Raw genomic sequence first — 16,464 nt, 5'->3', positions numbered from 1 at the left:
TTACGCCTCCTTTTCCTGTGCCACCTCGTTTAACTTCGTGGTCATAATGCGATACAGTTCCAGATCTGTCGGGAATCGGTCAATGAACGGCAGAATCACATTGCCATAGAACAGAAGTCCTTCGCCCTCACCGGAGTTGGTTACATAGGACAGCTGATGCGGCGAAATGGTCAACCGCTGTGCCAGAATACTTCGGTCATCGCTTGCCTGATTCAGCATATAGATGAAATCAGAGTTTTCGAGGATGTTGGCAATCTCCGGGGAACGAAGCAGGTCTTTGACATTCTGAGTAATACCGGTCGGCAAGCCGCCCCATTTACGGAATCGCTTCCAGATTTCTACGGAATAGGTTGCCGTCTGTTCTTCCTTCAGAAGCAGATGGAACTCGTCAATATAATATCTGGTCGATTTACCGGCAGAACGGTTGGCAGTTACACGCCCCCAGACCTGATCCTGAACGATCAGCATACCGATTTTTTTCAGCTGATTGCCCAGCTCCTTAATGTCGAAGCACACCAGACGATTCTGAATATCCACATTGGTTCTGTTGTTAAACAGTTTCAGAGAACCCTTAACATAGATTTCCAAGGCGGTCGCTACATGGTGGGCTTCCTTTTCGTCCTGTTTCAGAAGGGCATCATACAAATCCTCAAGGATCGGCATATTCTCAGGGGCAGGATTGTCGAAATATCTCTGGTAAATCTGATGCACACAACGGTCGATAACCGTCTTTTCGATAGGCTGCAAGCCATCCTTACTGCCCATAATCAACTCACAGAGGGACAGGATAAAATCAGCTTTCAGTGCTACCGGGTTGTCATCCTCAGAGTAGTTCAGGTTGATGTCCATAGGGTTGATATAGTTGGTACTGGAGGAGCTGATTTTTACCACCTGACCATTGAACTTGTGAACCAGAGCCGCATATTCCGCTTCGGGGTCGCAGATGATAATATCGTCATCCGTAACCAGGAACGCATTGGTGATTTCACGCTTTGCGGAAAAGGATTTACCGGAACCGGGAGTACCCAGAATCAGTCCGTTGGGGTTCTTGAGCTTCTTTCTGTCCACCATGATAAGGTTGTTCGACAGAGCATTCAGCCCGTAATAGAGCGTTTCTCCACCATTCTGGAACAGCTCCTGCGTGGTGAAAGGCACAAAAATAGCCGTGGAACTGGTAGTCAGGCCACGACGAATCTCAATCAGGTTTTGTGCCAAAGGCAGGCTGCTCATCAGTCCGGATTCCTGCTGAAAATCCAAACGACGCAGATTGCAGTTATGCTTCTGGGCGATGCTCTGTGCCTGGAACACATTGTTCTCCAGTTCCTGCTCGGTGCGCCCGGTGTTCAGCACCAGAAATGTCACCATGAACATTCGCTCATTCTGGCTCTGCAATTCTTTCAGAAGTGACTTCGCATCTTTACCATAGGTAGCAAGGTCAGATGGGATAATGTCCATGTCATAGCCAGAACGCACAGCCTTTTTCTGTTCCTCGATTTTGGAACGGTCAAGCTCGGTGATGATTCTCTTGATGGTCTTAATCGCCGCAGTCTGGTCAACCGACTGGATGTGCATGGTCACGATCTGCGTGGATTCCATATCCAGAAAATCCGCCAGCATACGATCAGACAGGTCTGATGCCGTAATTGCCAGATAAGACATCGAACCGAAGATACTGCCCATCTGGAAGGTGCGGTTGGTCTTAAAGGCAAACGCCGTCGGAGCAATGAAGTCCTTTACGGACAGCCCGGATTCCACAAGATACTTCCAATCGAAGAAGAACTTATCATTATCACCCATGTGGAACATAGAGTGCATCAGATGCAGCCGCTCTTTGCCGTTCATGGTAGTGGCAATGACACCCAAACGCCGAAAGTTATTGAGCAGATCGTTTTCGATATGGTTGAGTCTCGGCTTTGCCTGCCGCATGGATTCGGCTTCAATGCCGAATGTCAGGTACTTGGTTTTGGTCAAGCCGTTGTTGCCCTGCGCCAACTGCTTTTTCAGCATCTGGCTATACTCGGCACGGACGGGATTGAAGCTGTCCTTCTTGAACGGGATACGGATACTCTTTTCAAAGCTTTCAGCATCGGTACTCAGGTTCATAAAGGAAAGCTCAAAGTGAATGGAGCTGTCAAAGAAATTCAGGAAACTGCACCACTCATCGAAGATGGCAGTCTTATCTTCCTGCTGTGCCAGCTGATAGTTGATGTCCTGAAACTGAATGGTCTTGGTGTAATAACTGTCAGTGACACGGCAGATGCCATCCGGGAACATTCTCTGAAAGGGAATGGACTGCTGTGCAGTCTGCGGAATACCGTTGTCCTTCTTTGCCCGTTCCACAACAGCTTTAATTTCTCGCTGCTGCTTCCGATTCAGATTTGCAGGCATTTTGATGTTTCTTGCCTGTGGCTTCTTTTTGAAAAACAATTCGTTCAACCTCCTTTTCCAGTTTGTACTGACGCATCAAAGCGTCATAATAGTTGTCCGTCTGATAAGGGCGAACCTTGGGACGAACGAATTTGGTCTGAATGAAGTGTTCTACAACCACTTCCAACGGCTGACTATCCTTTTCATACATTGCCAGAAAGAACAACGGTAACATGACGATCATCATGGACAGTGCTGCAAGGCTCACATTTCCGGTTGCTTTGACCAGAAAGAAAATCGGCACTCCGATGAGCGCCGCCGCACCAAAGCAAAGTAACTGCCGTTTCGTCAGATTGAAGAACACTTTTGTTTTTACCCTCGTCAGGTCACGAGGTACGGGAATATACGCTGCCAAACAATTTCCTCCTTCCCTTAGTGAGCGCTGAATACACCCTTCGCAAGCGAACCAGTCTTAAACAGGGTGAAGCACAAAAGGACGGTGTAGCCCATAACACCCCAGATAGAACCGATGATGTCATCACTGAATGCGATAGACTGAATCAGCACCGCATAAATGCCCACGCAGATCATAATCAGGAATCCCTGGAATCCGATTGCAAACAGCGAACGCAGATAATTCTGTCCGATATTGCTCTGTTCTCTGTTTCCAAAAGTGGAAAGCGGAATCGGGGCAAGGCTGACCATCAGATAAATTTCAATCATTCGACCGTAGACGATCACAAAGATGATGATTGCCAAAGCGGACATCGTGACCTGCACGATAAAGGATTGCAGGAACAAGCCGAGCAAAGGACCCAAATCCATTGCCATCAGCGTTTCTTCCATTGTTTCCAATGCCGAAGCATCTATGGCAGTATTTCCGGATATGATACCGGCGCTTGCGTTTATAACGTGCTGTGTCACATCAAACACAGCCATCGTGATATTGAATGTGTTTGTGATTAACATGACCGCAACAAAAGTCTTGAACACCCATTTGAAGAAGATCCAGGTTTCAAAATTTGCCAGATTGTTGTGGTCAATAATCATCTGAATTAGCTCATAACAGGCAATGAAGGTCAGAATCAAGCCTGCGATTGGGATAATCACTGACTCGGAGATGTTTCGTACCATGGCAAAGACACCCGGCGAAAAATTCGCCGGGGTCATGCCAACGGAGGTTGCTATCTCGCCAACCTGGTTGTTGACGGACTCAAACATCCCCGACAGATTTCCCATAATAGCTGAAACGAGCATTTCTTTCAGCCAGTCTGTGATCTGTTGGAGTATGCTGTCCAAAGGCGATTACCTCCTTGTTTTGTGATTAACCGAACAGTCCGGAGAGCAGAGGTACAAGGGTGGTGCCGATGAGGGCAACACCGCCGCCAGCCATGAGCTGCTTCATGCCCTGGGACTTTACTGATGTGTGATAAAGAAGTAATAGAAGTGTAAAAAATTTTGCCGTTCCTATCCGGCACATGAGGTATGTCGGATAGGTCGGGCGGTTATTCGGGCAAGTCCACCTTGCCAACAAAAGAATAATAAATCTCAATGTCCTGTCTGCGGGTCTTGTTCTCGTCATAGCTGCACTCATGCACAACGATTTTCTCTACAAACTCCCGCAACAGAGTAGGGGTAAGTTCTTCAAAACTGGTATGCCGCCGGACAACATTCATAAACTTTTCTGCGTTCACGGTGGCTTCCTGTGCTTTGGAAAGCTCCGCTTGGATAGCGGCGGCTCTTTCTTTCAGTTCCCGTTGTTCTGCTTCATAGTCTGCCGACAGTTCTGTGAAACGCTCGTCTGATATGCGCCCGGTCACGCTGTCCTCATACAGCCGCTTGAAGATAGCGGATAACTCGGCTATGCGTTTCTCGGCGGCTTCCAGTTCCTTTTTCTTGGCGGCGTTCCTGCGTTTGCCCCCGTCCTCGTTCTGCTCAATCAAGAGCTTCATAAACCGGGCTTCATGCTTTGCCGCATAGCTGGTCACTTTCCGCAGATTGGAGAGTACACCAGCGGTCAAGAGGTCGGTGCGGATAAAGTGCGCCGTACAGTCATGGGTGCGCTTCTTGTAGCTGCCGCAGATATAACAGTCCTGCTTGCGCTTGTCCGTCTGGTATCGCTGCTGATACATGACGCTGCCGCAGTCTGCACAGAACAGTATGCCGGAGAACAAGCCCACTTCATCATAGCGGTTGGGGCGTTTGCGCTGCTTGCGAAGCTCCTGCACCCGTTCCCATGTTTGGGTGTCTATGATAGGCTCGTGGTGGTTCTCGAAAATCACTTGCTTTTCCGGGGGATTTTCTACACTGTGCTTGACTTTGTAAGAAAGTTTTTCTGTCTTGAAATTTACCAGACAGCCTGTGTATTCCCGGTTTTCAAGGATATGCACTACGGTATTGGTCGCCCACTTGCACTCATAGCCGGGGTGGTAGCGGCGGGTGCTGCCCGTCCTGCGGTATTCCAGCGTCCCCGGCGTGGGGATTTGCTGCTCTGTGAGCATACGGGCTATCTTGGTCGGACCATTCCCGGCAAGGCAGAGGTTGTATATCTGCTTGACTACGGGTGCAGCTTCCTCGTCAATAATGAAATTTTCGTCCTCGTCCATGAGGTAGCCATACACAGGCTTGCTTGTGATGGGCTTGCCACTCATGCCTTTTGAGCGTTTTACTGCTTTGATTTTCTTGCTCGTATCTCTCACCAGCCATTCGTTAAAGATATTCCGCAGCGGGGCAAAGTCATTGTCGCCCTGTGCGCTGTCCACTCCGTCATTGATAGCGATGAAGCGGACACCTTTCTGTGGGAAAATCATTTCCGTGTACATTCCCACTTGCAGGTAGTTTCTCCCTAACCTCGACATATCCTTTACGATAACTGTCCCGACTTTTCCGGCTTCAATGTCCGCAAGCATGGCTTGAAAACCGGGTCTTTGAAAGTTCGCACCAGAATAACCGTCGTCCGTGTACCAGCGCAGATTGGAAAAGCCGTTCTGCTTTGCATAGGTTTCAAGGATACGCTTCTGATTGGAAATGGAATTGCTCTCGCCTTGCAGCTCGTCCTCATGGGAAAGTCTTGGGTAAAGGGCGGTAATTGGTTGTTGGTTGGTCTGTCTTAACATAAAATCCTCCGTTTCCGACAGCCAGCCCCACTATTCCGTACCTTGATTGTACCACATGGGGCGGCTGTCTGTATAGCAGCAAAAGCGTCAAATCTGCTTCTTTATGGTCGGTCAAATCGCCGTTTTTTGTGTAGCAGCTTCCGCTTCCAGCACTTTCATCATCTTGTCGGCTGCGGTGTCGGTTGCGCCCTGCTTGAAGAAGCCGGAAACGGTAAGGACGGAGTTGCCCATGCGGATTTCCGTCACACAGTCCGGGCGGCGGTCTGTTTTGGTGGTGCTTGTCTGTTTCGTTTCTGTCATAGGCTCTCCTTTCGCTGCTTCATCAGTTGCTTTAAGCGTTCCAGCTTTTCCTGTGCGGTTTCCTTTCGGAAGTTGCTGCCCGTGAAGCGGACGGGGGCGCACATGGAAGTCAGCCTGTCATAAATACGGGCGTGGGGCGTGTCCTGCGGGTGCTGCAATTCCTCCAGCGTGAGGTTGGTCGTGGCGATCAGCGGCTTGCCGCTTCGGTAACGGCTGTCAATCACGCTGTAAACCTGTTCCAGCCCGTATTCTGTCCCTCGCTCCATACCGAAATCATCAAGTATCAGCAGGGGGTAGCTGCAAAGGCGGGAAATATATTCGTTCCTGCCCTCAAAGCTGGCGGCAAGGTCATTGAGTATCGTTGCAAAGTTTGTCATGCGAACGGCAACCTCTTTTTCCATAAGGGCGTTGGCGATACAGGCAGCAAGGTAGCTTTTTCCTGTCCCCACGCCGCCCCAAAACAGGTAGCCGATATTTTCAGCCTGCATGGTTTCCCAGCTCTCCACATAAAAGCGGGCGGTTTCGGTCTGCGGGTTTCTGCCGTTGTCATGCTCAAATGTCCAATTCCGCATAGCAGGGTCGGTAAATCCCCGGCGTTTCAAGTCCTCCACTGTTTCAAGGTGCTTCTGTCGGCTTTCGGCGGCTTGCTGCTTTTCACGGGCTGCCCGCTGGCAGTCGCAGTCTGTTGGGTGTCGGTCATGCCCTAACCATTGGGCGGTTTCTTTTGAAAAGTAGGCTTCTTTGGGCGTATGGCACTTGCCGCAGTATAAAAGCCCGTCCTCGCCTGTGTAGTCCTCCGCTTCGGCGGTAGTGGTTGTAATATCCGTAATCATAGCTTCAATCTCGTTTTTCATAAGCTCTCGCCCTCCTTACATGAATAATCGGGTATGCCCTGTTTCGGGGCAGCCTTGCCTTTGGCAGCGTCCTCCTGCGCCCACTTGTAAATGGTGGCTGCATGGCTCTGGTACTGCTTCCCGGTGGAAGCGATATGGCAGGAAAGCCGGTCAATATAATACTCCCACTTGTCGGGCAGCTCTGTTTTCAGCCCGGAAAGCTCTGTATCGGTCAGTATCACATTGTTGTATCTGCCATAAGCGGCGGGGGCGGGGTGTCCCGTTTCTCTCTCTCTCTTTTTCTATCTCTTTCTCTAACTCTATCTCTATCTCTATCTCTGGTGGACGAATGTCGGACAAATGTCCGCCTTTTGTCCGGGGCGGTAAAAGTGCCTTGTTTTCCAGCCTTGCAGCCCGTTTTCTCTCGGCTTCGGTAGAGGACTGTCCTATCATCAGCTCAATATCGGTCATATAAAAAGCCCCGCTGTCAAGCTGCTCCACAAGCCCCAACTGCCGGAAAATCTCTAAAGCCCTTTCAACCGTCCCTATCTGGTGGCGGGTCAGTGTCGCTATCATCTGCGCTGTGTAGGGGATATGCTCGTCAAGCTGCAACTTCCCGCCGTTTTTCAGAGATTTTAAGTACAGCTTCAAGAGGATATTGGAATATAAAATCCCGTCTTTCATATCTTCCAGCAGCACAATGGAGTCGCTGTCAAAAAAATTCTCTTTCAGCTTGAGGTAGTAATACTTGCGGTTATCTGCCATTGTCCCTGTCCTCCTTTTTCCGGCGTTTGGAGTAGTAGCGGGGGCAAAGTATGATAACCGCCCGGAAGCTCTGCTTACAGCTATAGGTACAGCCCCGGCAGAGGTCGTTGTATGTGATACGGTCGCAGGTGGTATTCCCGACTTTTACTTGCCGCAGGAAAAAAGACCATTCCAGCCGCCGTTTCTTGCTCATTCTTGGCATGGGTGCGCTCCTTTCTGCCGTTTCCGCTGGTGTGGCGGTATCGACGGTAATTCTGTATCATCTCGGTATCATTTTCGGGGTTTTTCTGCCCTGTAAGCCCGTTAAAAAATCCTTTGGTATTGCGGGTAGAGTACGGGGCAGCCCCCTTGTTCTGTATGGGTTCGGGTACATTTTGGGGTGGTTTTTATCGTTCCTGTTCCTGCCTTTTCACAGGCTTGCGCTCCCGGCGTAAAATCTGGTCGATATTGCCCTTGACAGTCTGTAAGCGGCGGTATTCCTCCCGTTTTGCCCGGTAATCGTTGTAGCCGCTGTTTTTCTCTTTGATAAGGGCTTCAATCTCTGCTTGCAGGGCTTTATAGCTCGGCAGCTTGGAAATGCCGTTCTCCTTGAAATAACGGGCGGCTGCGTCTGCTATGATAAAGTCGCTTTCGTGCTTCTGTCGGTAGGCTGCTTTTGCTTTGGCGTTTTTCTGCTGTTTCAGCCCGTCCCGGACAGGGCGGGTCTTGGAATAGGCAAGCACCTGCCGTTGCAGCTCCTTTTTCCCGTTCAGCGTCTTTTCCACCTGCTTCAGCTCTGTAAGGCTTTCCTGCATGGCGGCATAAGCGGCAGAACAGGCTTCGTCCAGTTCCTCCGGGGAAGAAAAGCCGTACTGTTGATAGGCGGTAACAGTAGCTGCCATTTGCTTTAGGTTGTGCTTTGCCGCCCAGCGGTCATAGCCCACGCCCTTGCCCTCGGCTCGCTTGGCTTCCCGGTCAACCATGCGCTGCAAGGTGTTGTCTGCCGGGGTGGTTTTTGCGGCTTTTTCCTCCCGCAAGCGTCCCTTTTGGGTGTGGGGGTATTCGGGTATGGCTTTGGTCTGTTCGGCGGCTCTGTGGGCGTTCTGCGTGAGCAGGGCAAGGACAGCAGCCTTGTCAAAATCGTCCCCCAGCTTCCGGGCTGTGATAGGCTTTGTCCTGTCCGGCGTGAGGTAGGAAAGCCGCCCCCGGCTCTCCTTGACGGTCACACCCTCCCGCAGCAAAAGGGAAGAAAACTCGTCAAAGCTGGTAGCTTGGGAAAGTGCCTGCCGTATCGTCCGGCGCAGCTTCGCCTTGTCCGTTTCAAACTTGGTGGGCTTGGTCGGCTGTCCTGCGGCTTCTCTGGCGGCGTTCTCTTTATCAAGGGCAAGCTGCCCTTTCTTTGCCGCCCAGTATTCCCGTTCGGTTATCCGTTCCTTGCTGCCGTTCAAGAGGTCGATTTGGTAAAGTCCCTCCCGGTGGCACATCTCCATGACTTCACTCTTGAAATATTCCATAGCGGCGTTGGTGCAGCGGTGCTTGCAGCCCTCCCGTGTGTCGGCTGGTCTGTCCATGTAGGGCAGAAGCGGGACTTCATAAATCCGCAGGGAGTTGATGACGATATGCACATGGATATTGCCGCTGTGGTTATGCCCGTCCGGGTGGGTGCAGACTAAGGCTTGGTGTCCGGGGAAATGCTCTTTACAGAACTGCTCGCCCAGCTCCTGCGCCCGGTCTACGGTCAAGCCGTTGTCCGCTGCGTCCCGTGGGTCAAAGCTGATGATATAGTGGTGGCTTTTCACATCTTCCCGTTTTTGGTTTTTCTCATAGCGGAGATTGGCCCGCATACAGGCAACGGCGAAATCTTCGTCCCCGCAGTTGAGGGAAGAAATGCGGTAATCCTCCCTCGGTATCAGCCGCCCGTTTTCATCAAGGGTGGGCTTCATGGTAAACTCGTCATGCTCAAATGTGAGATAGGCTTCCGCTGCGCCATAGTCCGCATTTTTAGAGCTGATATGTTTGAATGTTGCCAACAGCGTCACCCACTTTCTGCAAAACTTCAAACTTTAGGGCAGCAAGGTCGGAAACCGCCGCCCGTACCTCCCCGGCAAGCTGCGGGTAGGGGCTGTGCCACTCGTTCAGCGTCCGGGCTATCTGGTTTAAGTTGCCGCCGATCCTGCCGTATTCGGCGGTCAGCTTCCCGACAGTGGCAAGCAACTCGTCATTGACGGGGGAAACAGTTATGATGGGGCGTATGGCTGCCCCGGTTATGGCTTGCCGGATAAACTCGGATTGGCTCATGTTGCAGGCAGAAAGCCTTTCCGCAAACTCGGCATATTCTTCCTCGGTCATGCGTGTCTTGACTACCCGGCTGCGGTGCGGTGTGTTGTATCGTTTTCGCATGGTAAAACCTCCTTTCGACTGCCGCATGGCTGCGGCGGGATAAGCGGCGTAAGCCGCATGGCAGGGTTTGGGGAAGGCACTCCCCAACAAGATTCCCGCAGGGGCAAAATGAGCGATAAGCGAATTTTGGTACTGCGGTAGAATCTTGCTCTAAGTAAGCCGCAGATTTCCCCTTGCACTTACTACTCGTATAGCCGCCGCCCGTTTTGGCTGGATTTCTGCAAAAATCTTACGGCGTGGAGCGAGTTTTACCCGCAGTTCTTTCTTTCCGCTAAAGATACATTTCAAAGGCCGCCAGCTACCCGCTTGCCGGGAATTTCTCAAATTTTCCTTTACCTTAGAAATACAGGAAATGCAGATTTGGCTACCGCCGCAGAAAATTTTTTATTTCCGGCTTCACCTACCTACTACGGACGGATTGCGATTTTGCCAAACGGACAAAGAAAAAAGCAGCAAATCTTTTTCAGACTTACTGCTTTTCGCTGCCGCCGGTGACGGTGGGGTATTCAGTTGTGGGCTGTGCCGTCATTCTCTAAAACGGAATTTGAAGATTGCGGCAAGCAGCGTTTGTGTGATGTAGTCCTCTGCGTCCGGGTTAAACTGCCCGTTTACGAAAGCGGAGAAATATATGTGCCGCCGGTAATGCTGCAAAATGGTATTGACCGCCTCCGGCTCGCCGCTGGCGGCCTGCACGATTGTTTCATAGGGGAGAAGTCTGCTATTCCTCATGCGTCATTCCCTCCATTTCCTCATAAAGCCGCCGTAGGGATTTGCGGATATGGTAGCCGGTGGCGCTGCGGCTGCGCCCGTACCGTTTCCCGATTTTCTCCTGTGAAAGACGGTGGTAAAAGGACAGGTAAAGCATTTCCTGTTCCTCAACCGGTAGACGGGAGAGGGCTTGTACCAGCAGCCCGTTGTTTAAGATAACTGTATCACCGCAAAGGTTCAGTATGTATTCCTCGTCCGGCTCCGGGGCTTGAAAACATTTATCATTTGTGCCTAATGGGTGGTGCTTTTCTTCTGTGAGGTATTCAAGGGATATTTCTCTTTTGTATTTCCGGCTCCAATCCCGCAAGGCGGTGTACTTGGCGTTGCGGATAACGACAACGCAAAAGGCATGGAACGTGTACTCGATATGCTCCTTGTATTCTTCTGTGCAGGTCATAGAAAATCCCCCTTTCCTCCACAATGGGCTGTGCATGGTTGACGGGCTGTATTATAATCATAGGGGGCGGCAGCACTCCTTGCTGTCGCCCCTTGATTACCCTCCTGCAAAGACGGGCGGGGCTGTCAACGGCGGGCATTTATGCCCGTTAAGTTTGCCGTTGACTGCTTCGCCTGGTTGCGCTACCCGTTACGGAGTTACATTTATCTACCGTTAATCTGATAGCGATTGTATGTCAGTTTTCCAATCAAAGCGAAAATGACAGCCAACACCAAATATACAATCGGCGCATACTGATAAGCTGCTAAAGGACTGCCGCCCACATGAAACATAGAATAACGAAATGCCCCGTTAAGCGAAACAAGATTACTCGGAAGCAGATACCAAATTTCAGAAAGCAGTTTGAGGTTTGCGGGCATTTCCATAATGAACATTGTAACAAGGAGAACACCCGTTATAATTCCAATGGTAGCAATGCTATTTTTCGTTACCTCTGATAACATCATGGTAAATATGCTAATCAATGCAGCTCCGGCAAAGGACAATCCAACTAAAATCAAAGCTGCCTGTCCCACGGTAAGATTAAACGGGCGCAACAGAACAAATTGCAGTATCGTATCATATCCGTCAAATCCATATAAAAAAGCAATTATTCCGAACATGAGCAGAGAAAGAAGCAGCGTAAAACCTACACCTACCGTCAATCCCGCAAGGGTTTTCGCTGCATATAATTTCTTCTTCCCAAGGCGGGTACAAAGGATTACCTGGTCTGTTTTTCGGGTATGCTCCACGGTAAATACCGTTGAAAGACAGATTGCAATAAACATGATTTCCATACAGGTAATCAATTTCATCATATCTGCAATTTGCCGCCAACCGTCAAAATATCCGTGATAAACAATCGGCTCGTCAAATGAAATACTTTCGGTCAGCCCTGCCGGGGTATTTGCTTCTAACTGTGCATTTAATTTTTCATAAAATGCTTCGCTATCACATACTAATATTTCCGCGCCTGCTTGTGTCCCCAATGTTCTGCCAATGAAATTATATACATCTAAGTACGGGAGTGCTTCTTTGTAATTTCCGTTAAAAATAAAATCCTCATACGCAGGGCGCATTTCGTCAATCAGTTTTTGGTCTATCGCTCTGCCGGAGATCTGCTCTGCGGCTTCCTGTTCTGCCCGATTTGCTGCATATCCATTTAGGGAACTGTCGGAATATTCCCTATTTTGCGGAAGTACAGCACTTGCTATACCCCAAATAACAAGTCCTACAAGCAGGACGCCGCCTGTAATCCAAACAATTTTTCTGCTGATAATCTTTCGCAGTTCAAACTTATATAGCGTAAGCATAATCACTCCTCCTCAAATTCATCAAGATAAAATTTCTCCAAGTCGTCGATTTCATCAGCAGAGCCATTAAATACAATCTGTCCTGCTTTCATCATAAGCACCGTATCTGCGATATGCTCAATATCTGATACGATATGGGTAGACAGTAAAACAATGCTTTCCGTACCCAATTCTTTAATCAGATTACGGAAGCGCACACGTTCTTTCGGGTCAAGCCCAGCGGTAGGCTCGTCTAAAATAATAATCTTTGGGTCATTCAAAAGTGCCTGTGCAATACCAAGCCTTTGCTTCATGCCGCCGGAATAGGTCGCAATTTTCTTTTTGGCTACGTCGGAAAGGCTCACCAATTCCAGAAGTTTTTTTGATTTTCGTTTTGCTTCTGTCTTTGTCAGTCCTTTTAATGAAGCCATATATAAGAGAAAATCCATGCCGTTAAAATCCGGGTAATAACCGAAGTCCTGCGGAAGATATCCCAATTCCGCCCGGTATTCCTCGGAAGATACGTCCATTCCGTCAAAAGTAACCGTACCGCTTGTGGGTTTCAAAATACCGCAAAGCATACGCATAAAAGTAGTTTTCCCTGCGCCGTTTGCCCCAAGCAGACCATAGACACCGTTTGTCAGTTGTAGGCTTACCCGGTCAACGGCTATTTTGTTTTCATACTGTTTTGTCAGTCTGTCAATGCAAAGTTCCATATAAATCCCTCCGTTTTTTTGAATGTATGGTAAAATTCTTTTGCAGTAATTCCAAACAGGAATAAAGCTGCTACTATCCACCATACCAAGTAATTTGTCTGGAATAAAAAGTCTGCCATATAGCGAAGCGTCATATTTACCCCGCTTACAAAAACAGCTACCGCCATGCACCCATAAATGACTTCTTTATTACGGAAACGTCGCACAAGATATAGGCTGATACTTGTTGTCAATAGATACGGAACAAACAAATATACACCTGTCTGCATAAAGGAAATACTGTTTGCAACATGGCAGACCGGAATTATGATACAAAAAATCCCAAAGTTGAAAACACCTAAAATAATCAACCTTGCCAAAACAACACTCTTTAAGGAAAACCGGGCAGACATTTCTAACTCATTCATTCCGTATATGGCAGATTTTGTGCTTTCTGCAATAAGCAGCAATGCAAGAAAAGGGGTAAATGCAGATACAATCCATACCGTATTTTCACTTGCAAAAGAAGCCGCCCATGCTACGGGCAAAAGTATCAATATAGACATTAGCCATACGCTTTTCTTGATAAAGGGAATTTGGCTGCATATAAATGTTTTGGTACTGATATGCGGGCGGGGCAGCGAATGGATAAACTGAACCTTGCGACCCGGCGTAGGTGCGTCAAACGCTTTAGCAATCTGTTTTTTTAGTTCTCTATTCATCTGAAAAGCCTCCTTTCTGTAACTCCGTTTTGAGATATTTTAATATCCTTGCGGTTTTTCGGTATATGGCAAAACGGGAAAGTCCTGTAATCTTGCATATCGAAGCTATGGGAACATCATTTGCATATCGAAGCAGCAACAATTCCTGTTCGTCCTGCGGAAGTTTGTAAATGAGGTTTTTTATTGCAATGCTGTCTATCCACTCCTGTGTTGGGTCATAGCTCAATTCCTCGTTTATCTCACATGATTTTTCTTTGCTTCCTTTTCGGTATTCTTCAATACATAAATTACGGGCAATCGTGTAGAGATAAGGAAGTTCTTTGTCGCTGTTAAGGCTTAACTGCTTATTGAAAAATCGCAGAAATGTTTCCTGCGTTATATCCTCTGCCGTTTGACAATGGCGGACTTTGAAATAACAGTAGCGGTATATTTTGTCATATTGTTCTTCCAAATCCATAGCGTTCAAGACCTCCTTTCATTATGTATAACGGTTTAGCCACATCAAATGTGCGGCTGTTTTGAAAATTATAGCATATTTTTGCAAGTTCTTTTAGGCTGCGGAATAGTGGTAGGCTACTGTCTATGCTTGTATTTTGGTTTTGCTTCTTTACTAAACATAAGCATTTGCGCCGGGGTTATCGTTGCCGTAGCCCTCAAGCAGATTGATTGCACCCCAGATGCCAAGACCTGCGCCCAGAGCGATAACGAGAGTCTGAAGAACGGTTACTGCGCTATTGAAAAATGCCATAATATTTTCCTCCTAAAATTTGAAATTGTTTTGAGAATAGAAAAAGCCCTCCGTACTACCGGCATCAAAACCGGACGGAAGGCTTAGTTTACGAGAATCTTTTCAAGGAACTCCTCGACGGTTATCACGCCAAGTTTCTGTTCCATTCTGCTTCTTGCATATTCAGTTTCACAATCATATATATCACCACCACCTTTCATAAGAAACAGCCAATACATTGACTGCAACAAATCTTCACGAGAAGCACAGATTGTCGGTGAAAAAACGACAGGTGAAACCTTCAGAACCTCTGCGAGTTTCGCTGTGGTTTCTGCATTAGGGGTTCGAGCGTTTTTCTCATACTGAGCAATACGGACATCCGCTGTTTTCTCGGAATACCCCATCAGGAGTCCAAGCTCTTTCTGGGTAAGGCGGCGAAATCGTCTAACGAACTTCAATCGCTGCCCAATAGAGGTATCCGTGATCCACCAAGTCATTTTTTTTACACCTCGCTTTCTGCAAATTCTCGATATACAACCTCATTTTTTGCTCTGCGCTTGCCTACGGCTTCACTGGGAGCAAGGTCAGGGTAGGTTGCCTGCACTTTCTGTCTGCTTCTGCGGACAGTTTCAAACCCCGGAAAGCTGCGTCTATCCAGTTCCTTCAAAAACACAGGAACCGTCATGGCATGAATGTCGATGCCACGCAGACCGGAATAGTGTTCCAGTACCATCAGGTACAAATGATTGTCGGTATTTCTTGCCTTGTGGTCGTGTTCCAAGATGTTCTTAACCAGGGCAGATACCGTTTTCAGATTTTCCAAACAGAAACCTCCTTAATCCGCATCGACTACCACAAACTCATCACCTGCCTTGAGCTTCAACCTTCGACTCAGAAACTGCTCAATGTTGAACTCATTTCTCTTATCAAAGTCTGATGTGTACTTATAATTGGGGTGCTGCGTCAGATCGTACTTGTCAGAAAGAAACGGTCTGACACCACGCAACTGCAAAATACACTTGCTGCCATCCAGAACCGCAAGCTCATCTACGCTCGCAAGGTCTTTGCCTAACTTCTGATAATTCAAGCCGTAAGACGGGCTGTTACCTCTGGTGTTGGAGGTGTTGTAGGTGTCGATAGTTTCTTTTCCCAATGCCTGATTCAGTTCTTTGAGCGTGGTTGGCTCAGAACCACCCAGGAAAATTCGGGAATCCATGTTGCCGATGATGGTATCGGCATTGTCTTTATAAATGGCTTTCAGCTGTGATTGTGCCTGGAGAACAAGGCAAGCCGATATTTCACGGCTTCGGATTGTCGCTACCAGTTTTTCCAGATTGGGAATCTGACCGATGTTTGCCATCTCATCAATCAAGCAGCGCACATGAACCGGCAGTCTGCCGCCGTACACATCATCTGCTTTCTCGCACAACAAGTTGAACAGCTGTGTGTAAATCATGGAGATCAAAAAATTAAACGTCGCATCCGTATCTGACATAATCAGAAAGAGCGCCGTTTTCTTATCTCCGAGAGTATCCAACTGCAACTCGTCATAGGCAGTCACATCTCTGACCTCCTGAATATCAAAAGGAGCCAGACGAGCGCCGCAGGAAATCAAAATCGACTTAGCGGTCTTGCCGGCAGCCAGCTTGTATTTTTTATACTGACGGACTGCAAAGTGATTCGGCTTTTTCTTTTCCAGGGCTTCAAACATCAGATCCACCGGGTTCTGGAACTCCTCATCATCTTCCCGCACCTCCATTGCGTTCAGGAACTCAATCAGGGTGGAGAAATTCTGTTCCTCAACCGGAGCTTCATAGTGGATATATCCGATCAAGGCACAGTAGAGCAGCGTTTCCGCCTTCGTCCAGAACTCATCACCGGCTTTTCCATCACCCTTTGTGTTGGCAATCAGCGTTGTCACCAGTTTCAGAATGTCTTTTTCTGAATGGATATAGGCAAATGATAGTGATAGGTAACCCTTTGAAATTATCTCCGGGTTTTCCCCCACTTCACACCGGACATGCGACTTTCACCGCATCCGGCGTTCCATCAAGCATAGTTTCA

General features: G+C 48.4%; 17 protein-coding genes and 4 pseudogenes. All 21 read right to left on the bottom strand.

Annotated elements, in window-relative coordinates; all coding sequences use genetic code 11:
* Entirely contained in the window at positions 1-2,388 is a 2,388-nt protein-coding gene (locus LJD32_RS05180; RefSeq protein WP_227391898.1) for a VirB4-like conjugal transfer ATPase, CD1110 family, read from the bottom strand.
* Positions 2,348-2,782: a PrgI family protein gene (locus LJD32_RS05175; protein ID WP_002304375.1), complete on the bottom strand. Its 435-nt coding sequence runs from the start codon at positions 2,780-2,782 to the stop codon at positions 2,348-2,350. Before LJD32_RS05175 ends, LJD32_RS05180 begins: the two co-directional genes overlap by 41 nt.
* Before the next feature lie 17 nt (positions 2,783-2,799).
* Positions 2,800-3,666 carry a VirB6/TrbL-like conjugal transfer protein, CD1112 family gene (locus tag LJD32_RS05170; RefSeq protein ID WP_002304374.1) on the bottom strand — a complete coding sequence of 289 codons (867 nt, stop codon included), beginning with the start codon at positions 3,664-3,666 and terminating at the stop codon, positions 2,800-2,802.
* 25 nt (positions 3,667-3,691) lie between these two features.
* Positions 3,692-3,784, bottom strand: a pseudogene (locus tag LJD32_RS05165) (Maff2 family mobile element protein); the annotation flags it as partial.
* Positions 3,785-3,872: 88 nt separating this feature from the next.
* Positions 3,873-5,483, bottom strand: a complete 1,611-nt coding sequence (locus LJD32_RS05160) for a recombinase family protein (RefSeq protein WP_012744300.1) — start codon at positions 5,481-5,483, stop codon at positions 3,873-3,875.
* Positions 5,484-5,594: 111 nt separating this feature from the next.
* Complete coding sequence (locus LJD32_RS05155) at positions 5,595-5,783, bottom strand: transposon-encoded TnpW family protein (protein WP_002569233.1); 189 nt, start codon at positions 5,781-5,783, stop codon at positions 5,595-5,597.
* The gene (locus tag LJD32_RS05150; protein ID WP_118371691.1) at positions 5,780-6,637 is read right to left on the bottom strand and encodes an ATP-binding protein; all 858 of its coding nucleotides are present in this window, start codon (positions 6,635-6,637) and stop codon (positions 5,780-5,782) included. Before LJD32_RS05150 ends, LJD32_RS05155 begins: the two co-directional genes overlap by 4 nt.
* Positions 6,634-7,381: pseudogene (locus tag LJD32_RS05145) on the bottom strand (phage replisome organizer N-terminal domain-containing protein). Before LJD32_RS05145 ends, LJD32_RS05150 begins: the two are co-directional and overlap by 4 nt.
* The gene (locus LJD32_RS05140) at positions 7,371-7,583 is read right to left on the bottom strand and encodes a hypothetical protein (protein WP_118371690.1); all 213 of its coding nucleotides are present in this window, start codon (positions 7,581-7,583) and stop codon (positions 7,371-7,373) included. The pseudogene LJD32_RS05145 and the gene LJD32_RS05140 overlap by 11 nt, the downstream one beginning before the upstream one ends.
* A 184-nt stretch (positions 7,584-7,767) precedes the next feature.
* Positions 7,768-9,390 (bottom strand): relaxase/mobilization nuclease domain-containing protein, encoded by a 1,623-nt coding sequence (locus LJD32_RS05135; protein ID WP_173745248.1) that lies wholly within the window; start codon positions 9,388-9,390, stop codon positions 7,768-7,770.
* Positions 9,362-9,760: a plasmid mobilization protein gene (locus LJD32_RS05130; protein WP_173745249.1), complete on the bottom strand. Its 399-nt coding sequence runs from the start codon at positions 9,758-9,760 to the stop codon at positions 9,362-9,364. The genes LJD32_RS05135 and LJD32_RS05130 overlap by 29 nt, the downstream gene beginning before the upstream one ends.
* Positions 9,761-10,285: 525 nt before the next feature.
* On the bottom strand, positions 10,286-10,489 hold the full coding sequence (locus tag LJD32_RS05125) for a helix-turn-helix domain-containing protein (protein WP_173681418.1): 204 nt from the start codon (positions 10,487-10,489) through the stop codon (positions 10,286-10,288).
* Positions 10,479-10,925, bottom strand: coding sequence for a sigma-70 family RNA polymerase sigma factor (locus LJD32_RS05120; protein WP_173681419.1), 447 nt, complete (start codon positions 10,923-10,925; stop codon positions 10,479-10,481). Before LJD32_RS05120 ends, LJD32_RS05125 begins: the two co-directional genes overlap by 11 nt.
* Before the next feature lie 203 nt (positions 10,926-11,128).
* On the bottom strand, positions 11,129-12,277 hold the full coding sequence (locus LJD32_RS05115; protein ID WP_173681420.1) for an ABC transporter permease subunit: 1,149 nt from the start codon (positions 12,275-12,277) through the stop codon (positions 11,129-11,131).
* 2 nt (positions 12,278-12,279) lie between these two features.
* Positions 12,280-12,972, bottom strand: a complete 693-nt coding sequence (locus LJD32_RS05110) for an ABC transporter ATP-binding protein (RefSeq protein ID WP_173681421.1) — start codon at positions 12,970-12,972, stop codon at positions 12,280-12,282.
* Positions 12,948-13,673, bottom strand: a complete 726-nt coding sequence (locus LJD32_RS05105; protein WP_173681422.1) for a hypothetical protein — start codon at positions 13,671-13,673, stop codon at positions 12,948-12,950. The genes LJD32_RS05110 and LJD32_RS05105 overlap by 25 nt, the downstream gene beginning before the upstream one ends.
* Entirely contained in the window at positions 13,666-14,130 is a 465-nt protein-coding gene (locus LJD32_RS05100; protein ID WP_173681423.1) for an RNA polymerase sigma factor, read from the bottom strand. Before LJD32_RS05100 ends, LJD32_RS05105 begins: the two co-directional genes overlap by 8 nt.
* A 162-nt stretch (positions 14,131-14,292) precedes the next feature.
* Positions 14,293-14,421: pseudogene (locus LJD32_RS05095) on the bottom strand (Maff2 family mobile element protein); the annotation flags it as partial.
* 83 nt (positions 14,422-14,504) lie between these two features.
* Entirely contained in the window at positions 14,505-14,897 is a 393-nt protein-coding gene (locus tag LJD32_RS05090; RefSeq protein WP_002304334.1) for a helix-turn-helix domain-containing protein, read from the bottom strand.
* Positions 14,898-14,902: 5 nt separating this feature from the next.
* Positions 14,903-15,223, bottom strand: coding sequence for a hypothetical protein (locus tag LJD32_RS05085; RefSeq protein ID WP_002304332.1), 321 nt, complete (start codon positions 15,221-15,223; stop codon positions 14,903-14,905).
* Positions 15,224-15,235: 12 nt separating this feature from the next.
* Positions 15,236-16,360: pseudogene (locus tag LJD32_RS05080) on the bottom strand (VirD4-like conjugal transfer protein, CD1115 family); the annotation flags it as partial.
* Positions 16,361-16,464 lie beyond the last annotated feature (104 nt).

It is taken from the genome of Faecalibacillus sp. TM498, from assembly GCF_020589955.1.
Classification (GTDB): Bacteria; Bacillota_I; Bacilli_A; order Erysipelotrichales; family Coprobacillaceae; genus Faecalibacillus; species Faecalibacillus intestinalis.
Note: the sequence above shows the minus strand (reverse complement) of the source record. Positions and strands in the feature narration are given on the sequence as shown.

What these genes read in the sequence shown, in the direction of transcription:
- LJD32_RS05115 (WP_173681420.1), bottom strand. Translation starts at nt 12,277, where the DNA reads ATGCTTACGCTATATAAGTTTGAACTGCGAAAGATTATCAGCAGAAAA.
- LJD32_RS05110 (WP_173681421.1), bottom strand. Translation starts at nt 12,972, where the DNA reads ATGGAACTTTGCATTGACAGACTGACAAAACAGTATGAAAACAAAATA.
- LJD32_RS05120 (WP_173681419.1), bottom strand. Translation starts at nt 10,925, where the DNA reads ATGACCTGCACAGAAGAATACAAGGAGCATATCGAGTACACGTTCCAT.
- LJD32_RS05130 (WP_173745249.1), bottom strand. Translation starts at nt 9,760, where the DNA reads ATGCGAAAACGATACAACACACCGCACCGCAGCCGGGTAGTCAAGACA.
- LJD32_RS05105 (WP_173681422.1), bottom strand. Translation starts at nt 13,673, where the DNA reads ATGAATAGAGAACTAAAAAAACAGATTGCTAAAGCGTTTGACGCACCT.
- LJD32_RS05155 (WP_002569233.1), bottom strand. Translation starts at nt 5,783, where the DNA reads ATGACAGAAACGAAACAGACAAGCACCACCAAAACAGACCGCCGCCCG.
- LJD32_RS05140 (WP_118371690.1), bottom strand. Translation starts at nt 7,583, where the DNA reads ATGCCAAGAATGAGCAAGAAACGGCGGCTGGAATGGTCTTTTTTCCTG.
- LJD32_RS05150 (WP_118371691.1), bottom strand. Translation starts at nt 6,637, where the DNA reads ATGAAAAACGAGATTGAAGCTATGATTACGGATATTACAACCACTACC.
- LJD32_RS05125 (WP_173681418.1), bottom strand. Translation starts at nt 10,489, where the DNA reads ATGAGGAATAGCAGACTTCTCCCCTATGAAACAATCGTGCAGGCCGCC.
- LJD32_RS05090 (WP_002304334.1), bottom strand. Translation starts at nt 14,897, where the DNA reads ATGACTTGGTGGATCACGGATACCTCTATTGGGCAGCGATTGAAGTTC.
- LJD32_RS05100 (WP_173681423.1), bottom strand. Translation starts at nt 14,130, where the DNA reads ATGGATTTGGAAGAACAATATGACAAAATATACCGCTACTGTTATTTC.
- LJD32_RS05180 (WP_227391898.1), bottom strand. Translation starts at nt 2,388, where the DNA reads ATGCCTGCAAATCTGAATCGGAAGCAGCAGCGAGAAATTAAAGCTGTT.
- LJD32_RS05160 (WP_012744300.1), bottom strand. Translation starts at nt 5,483, where the DNA reads ATGTTAAGACAGACCAACCAACAACCAATTACCGCCCTTTACCCAAGA.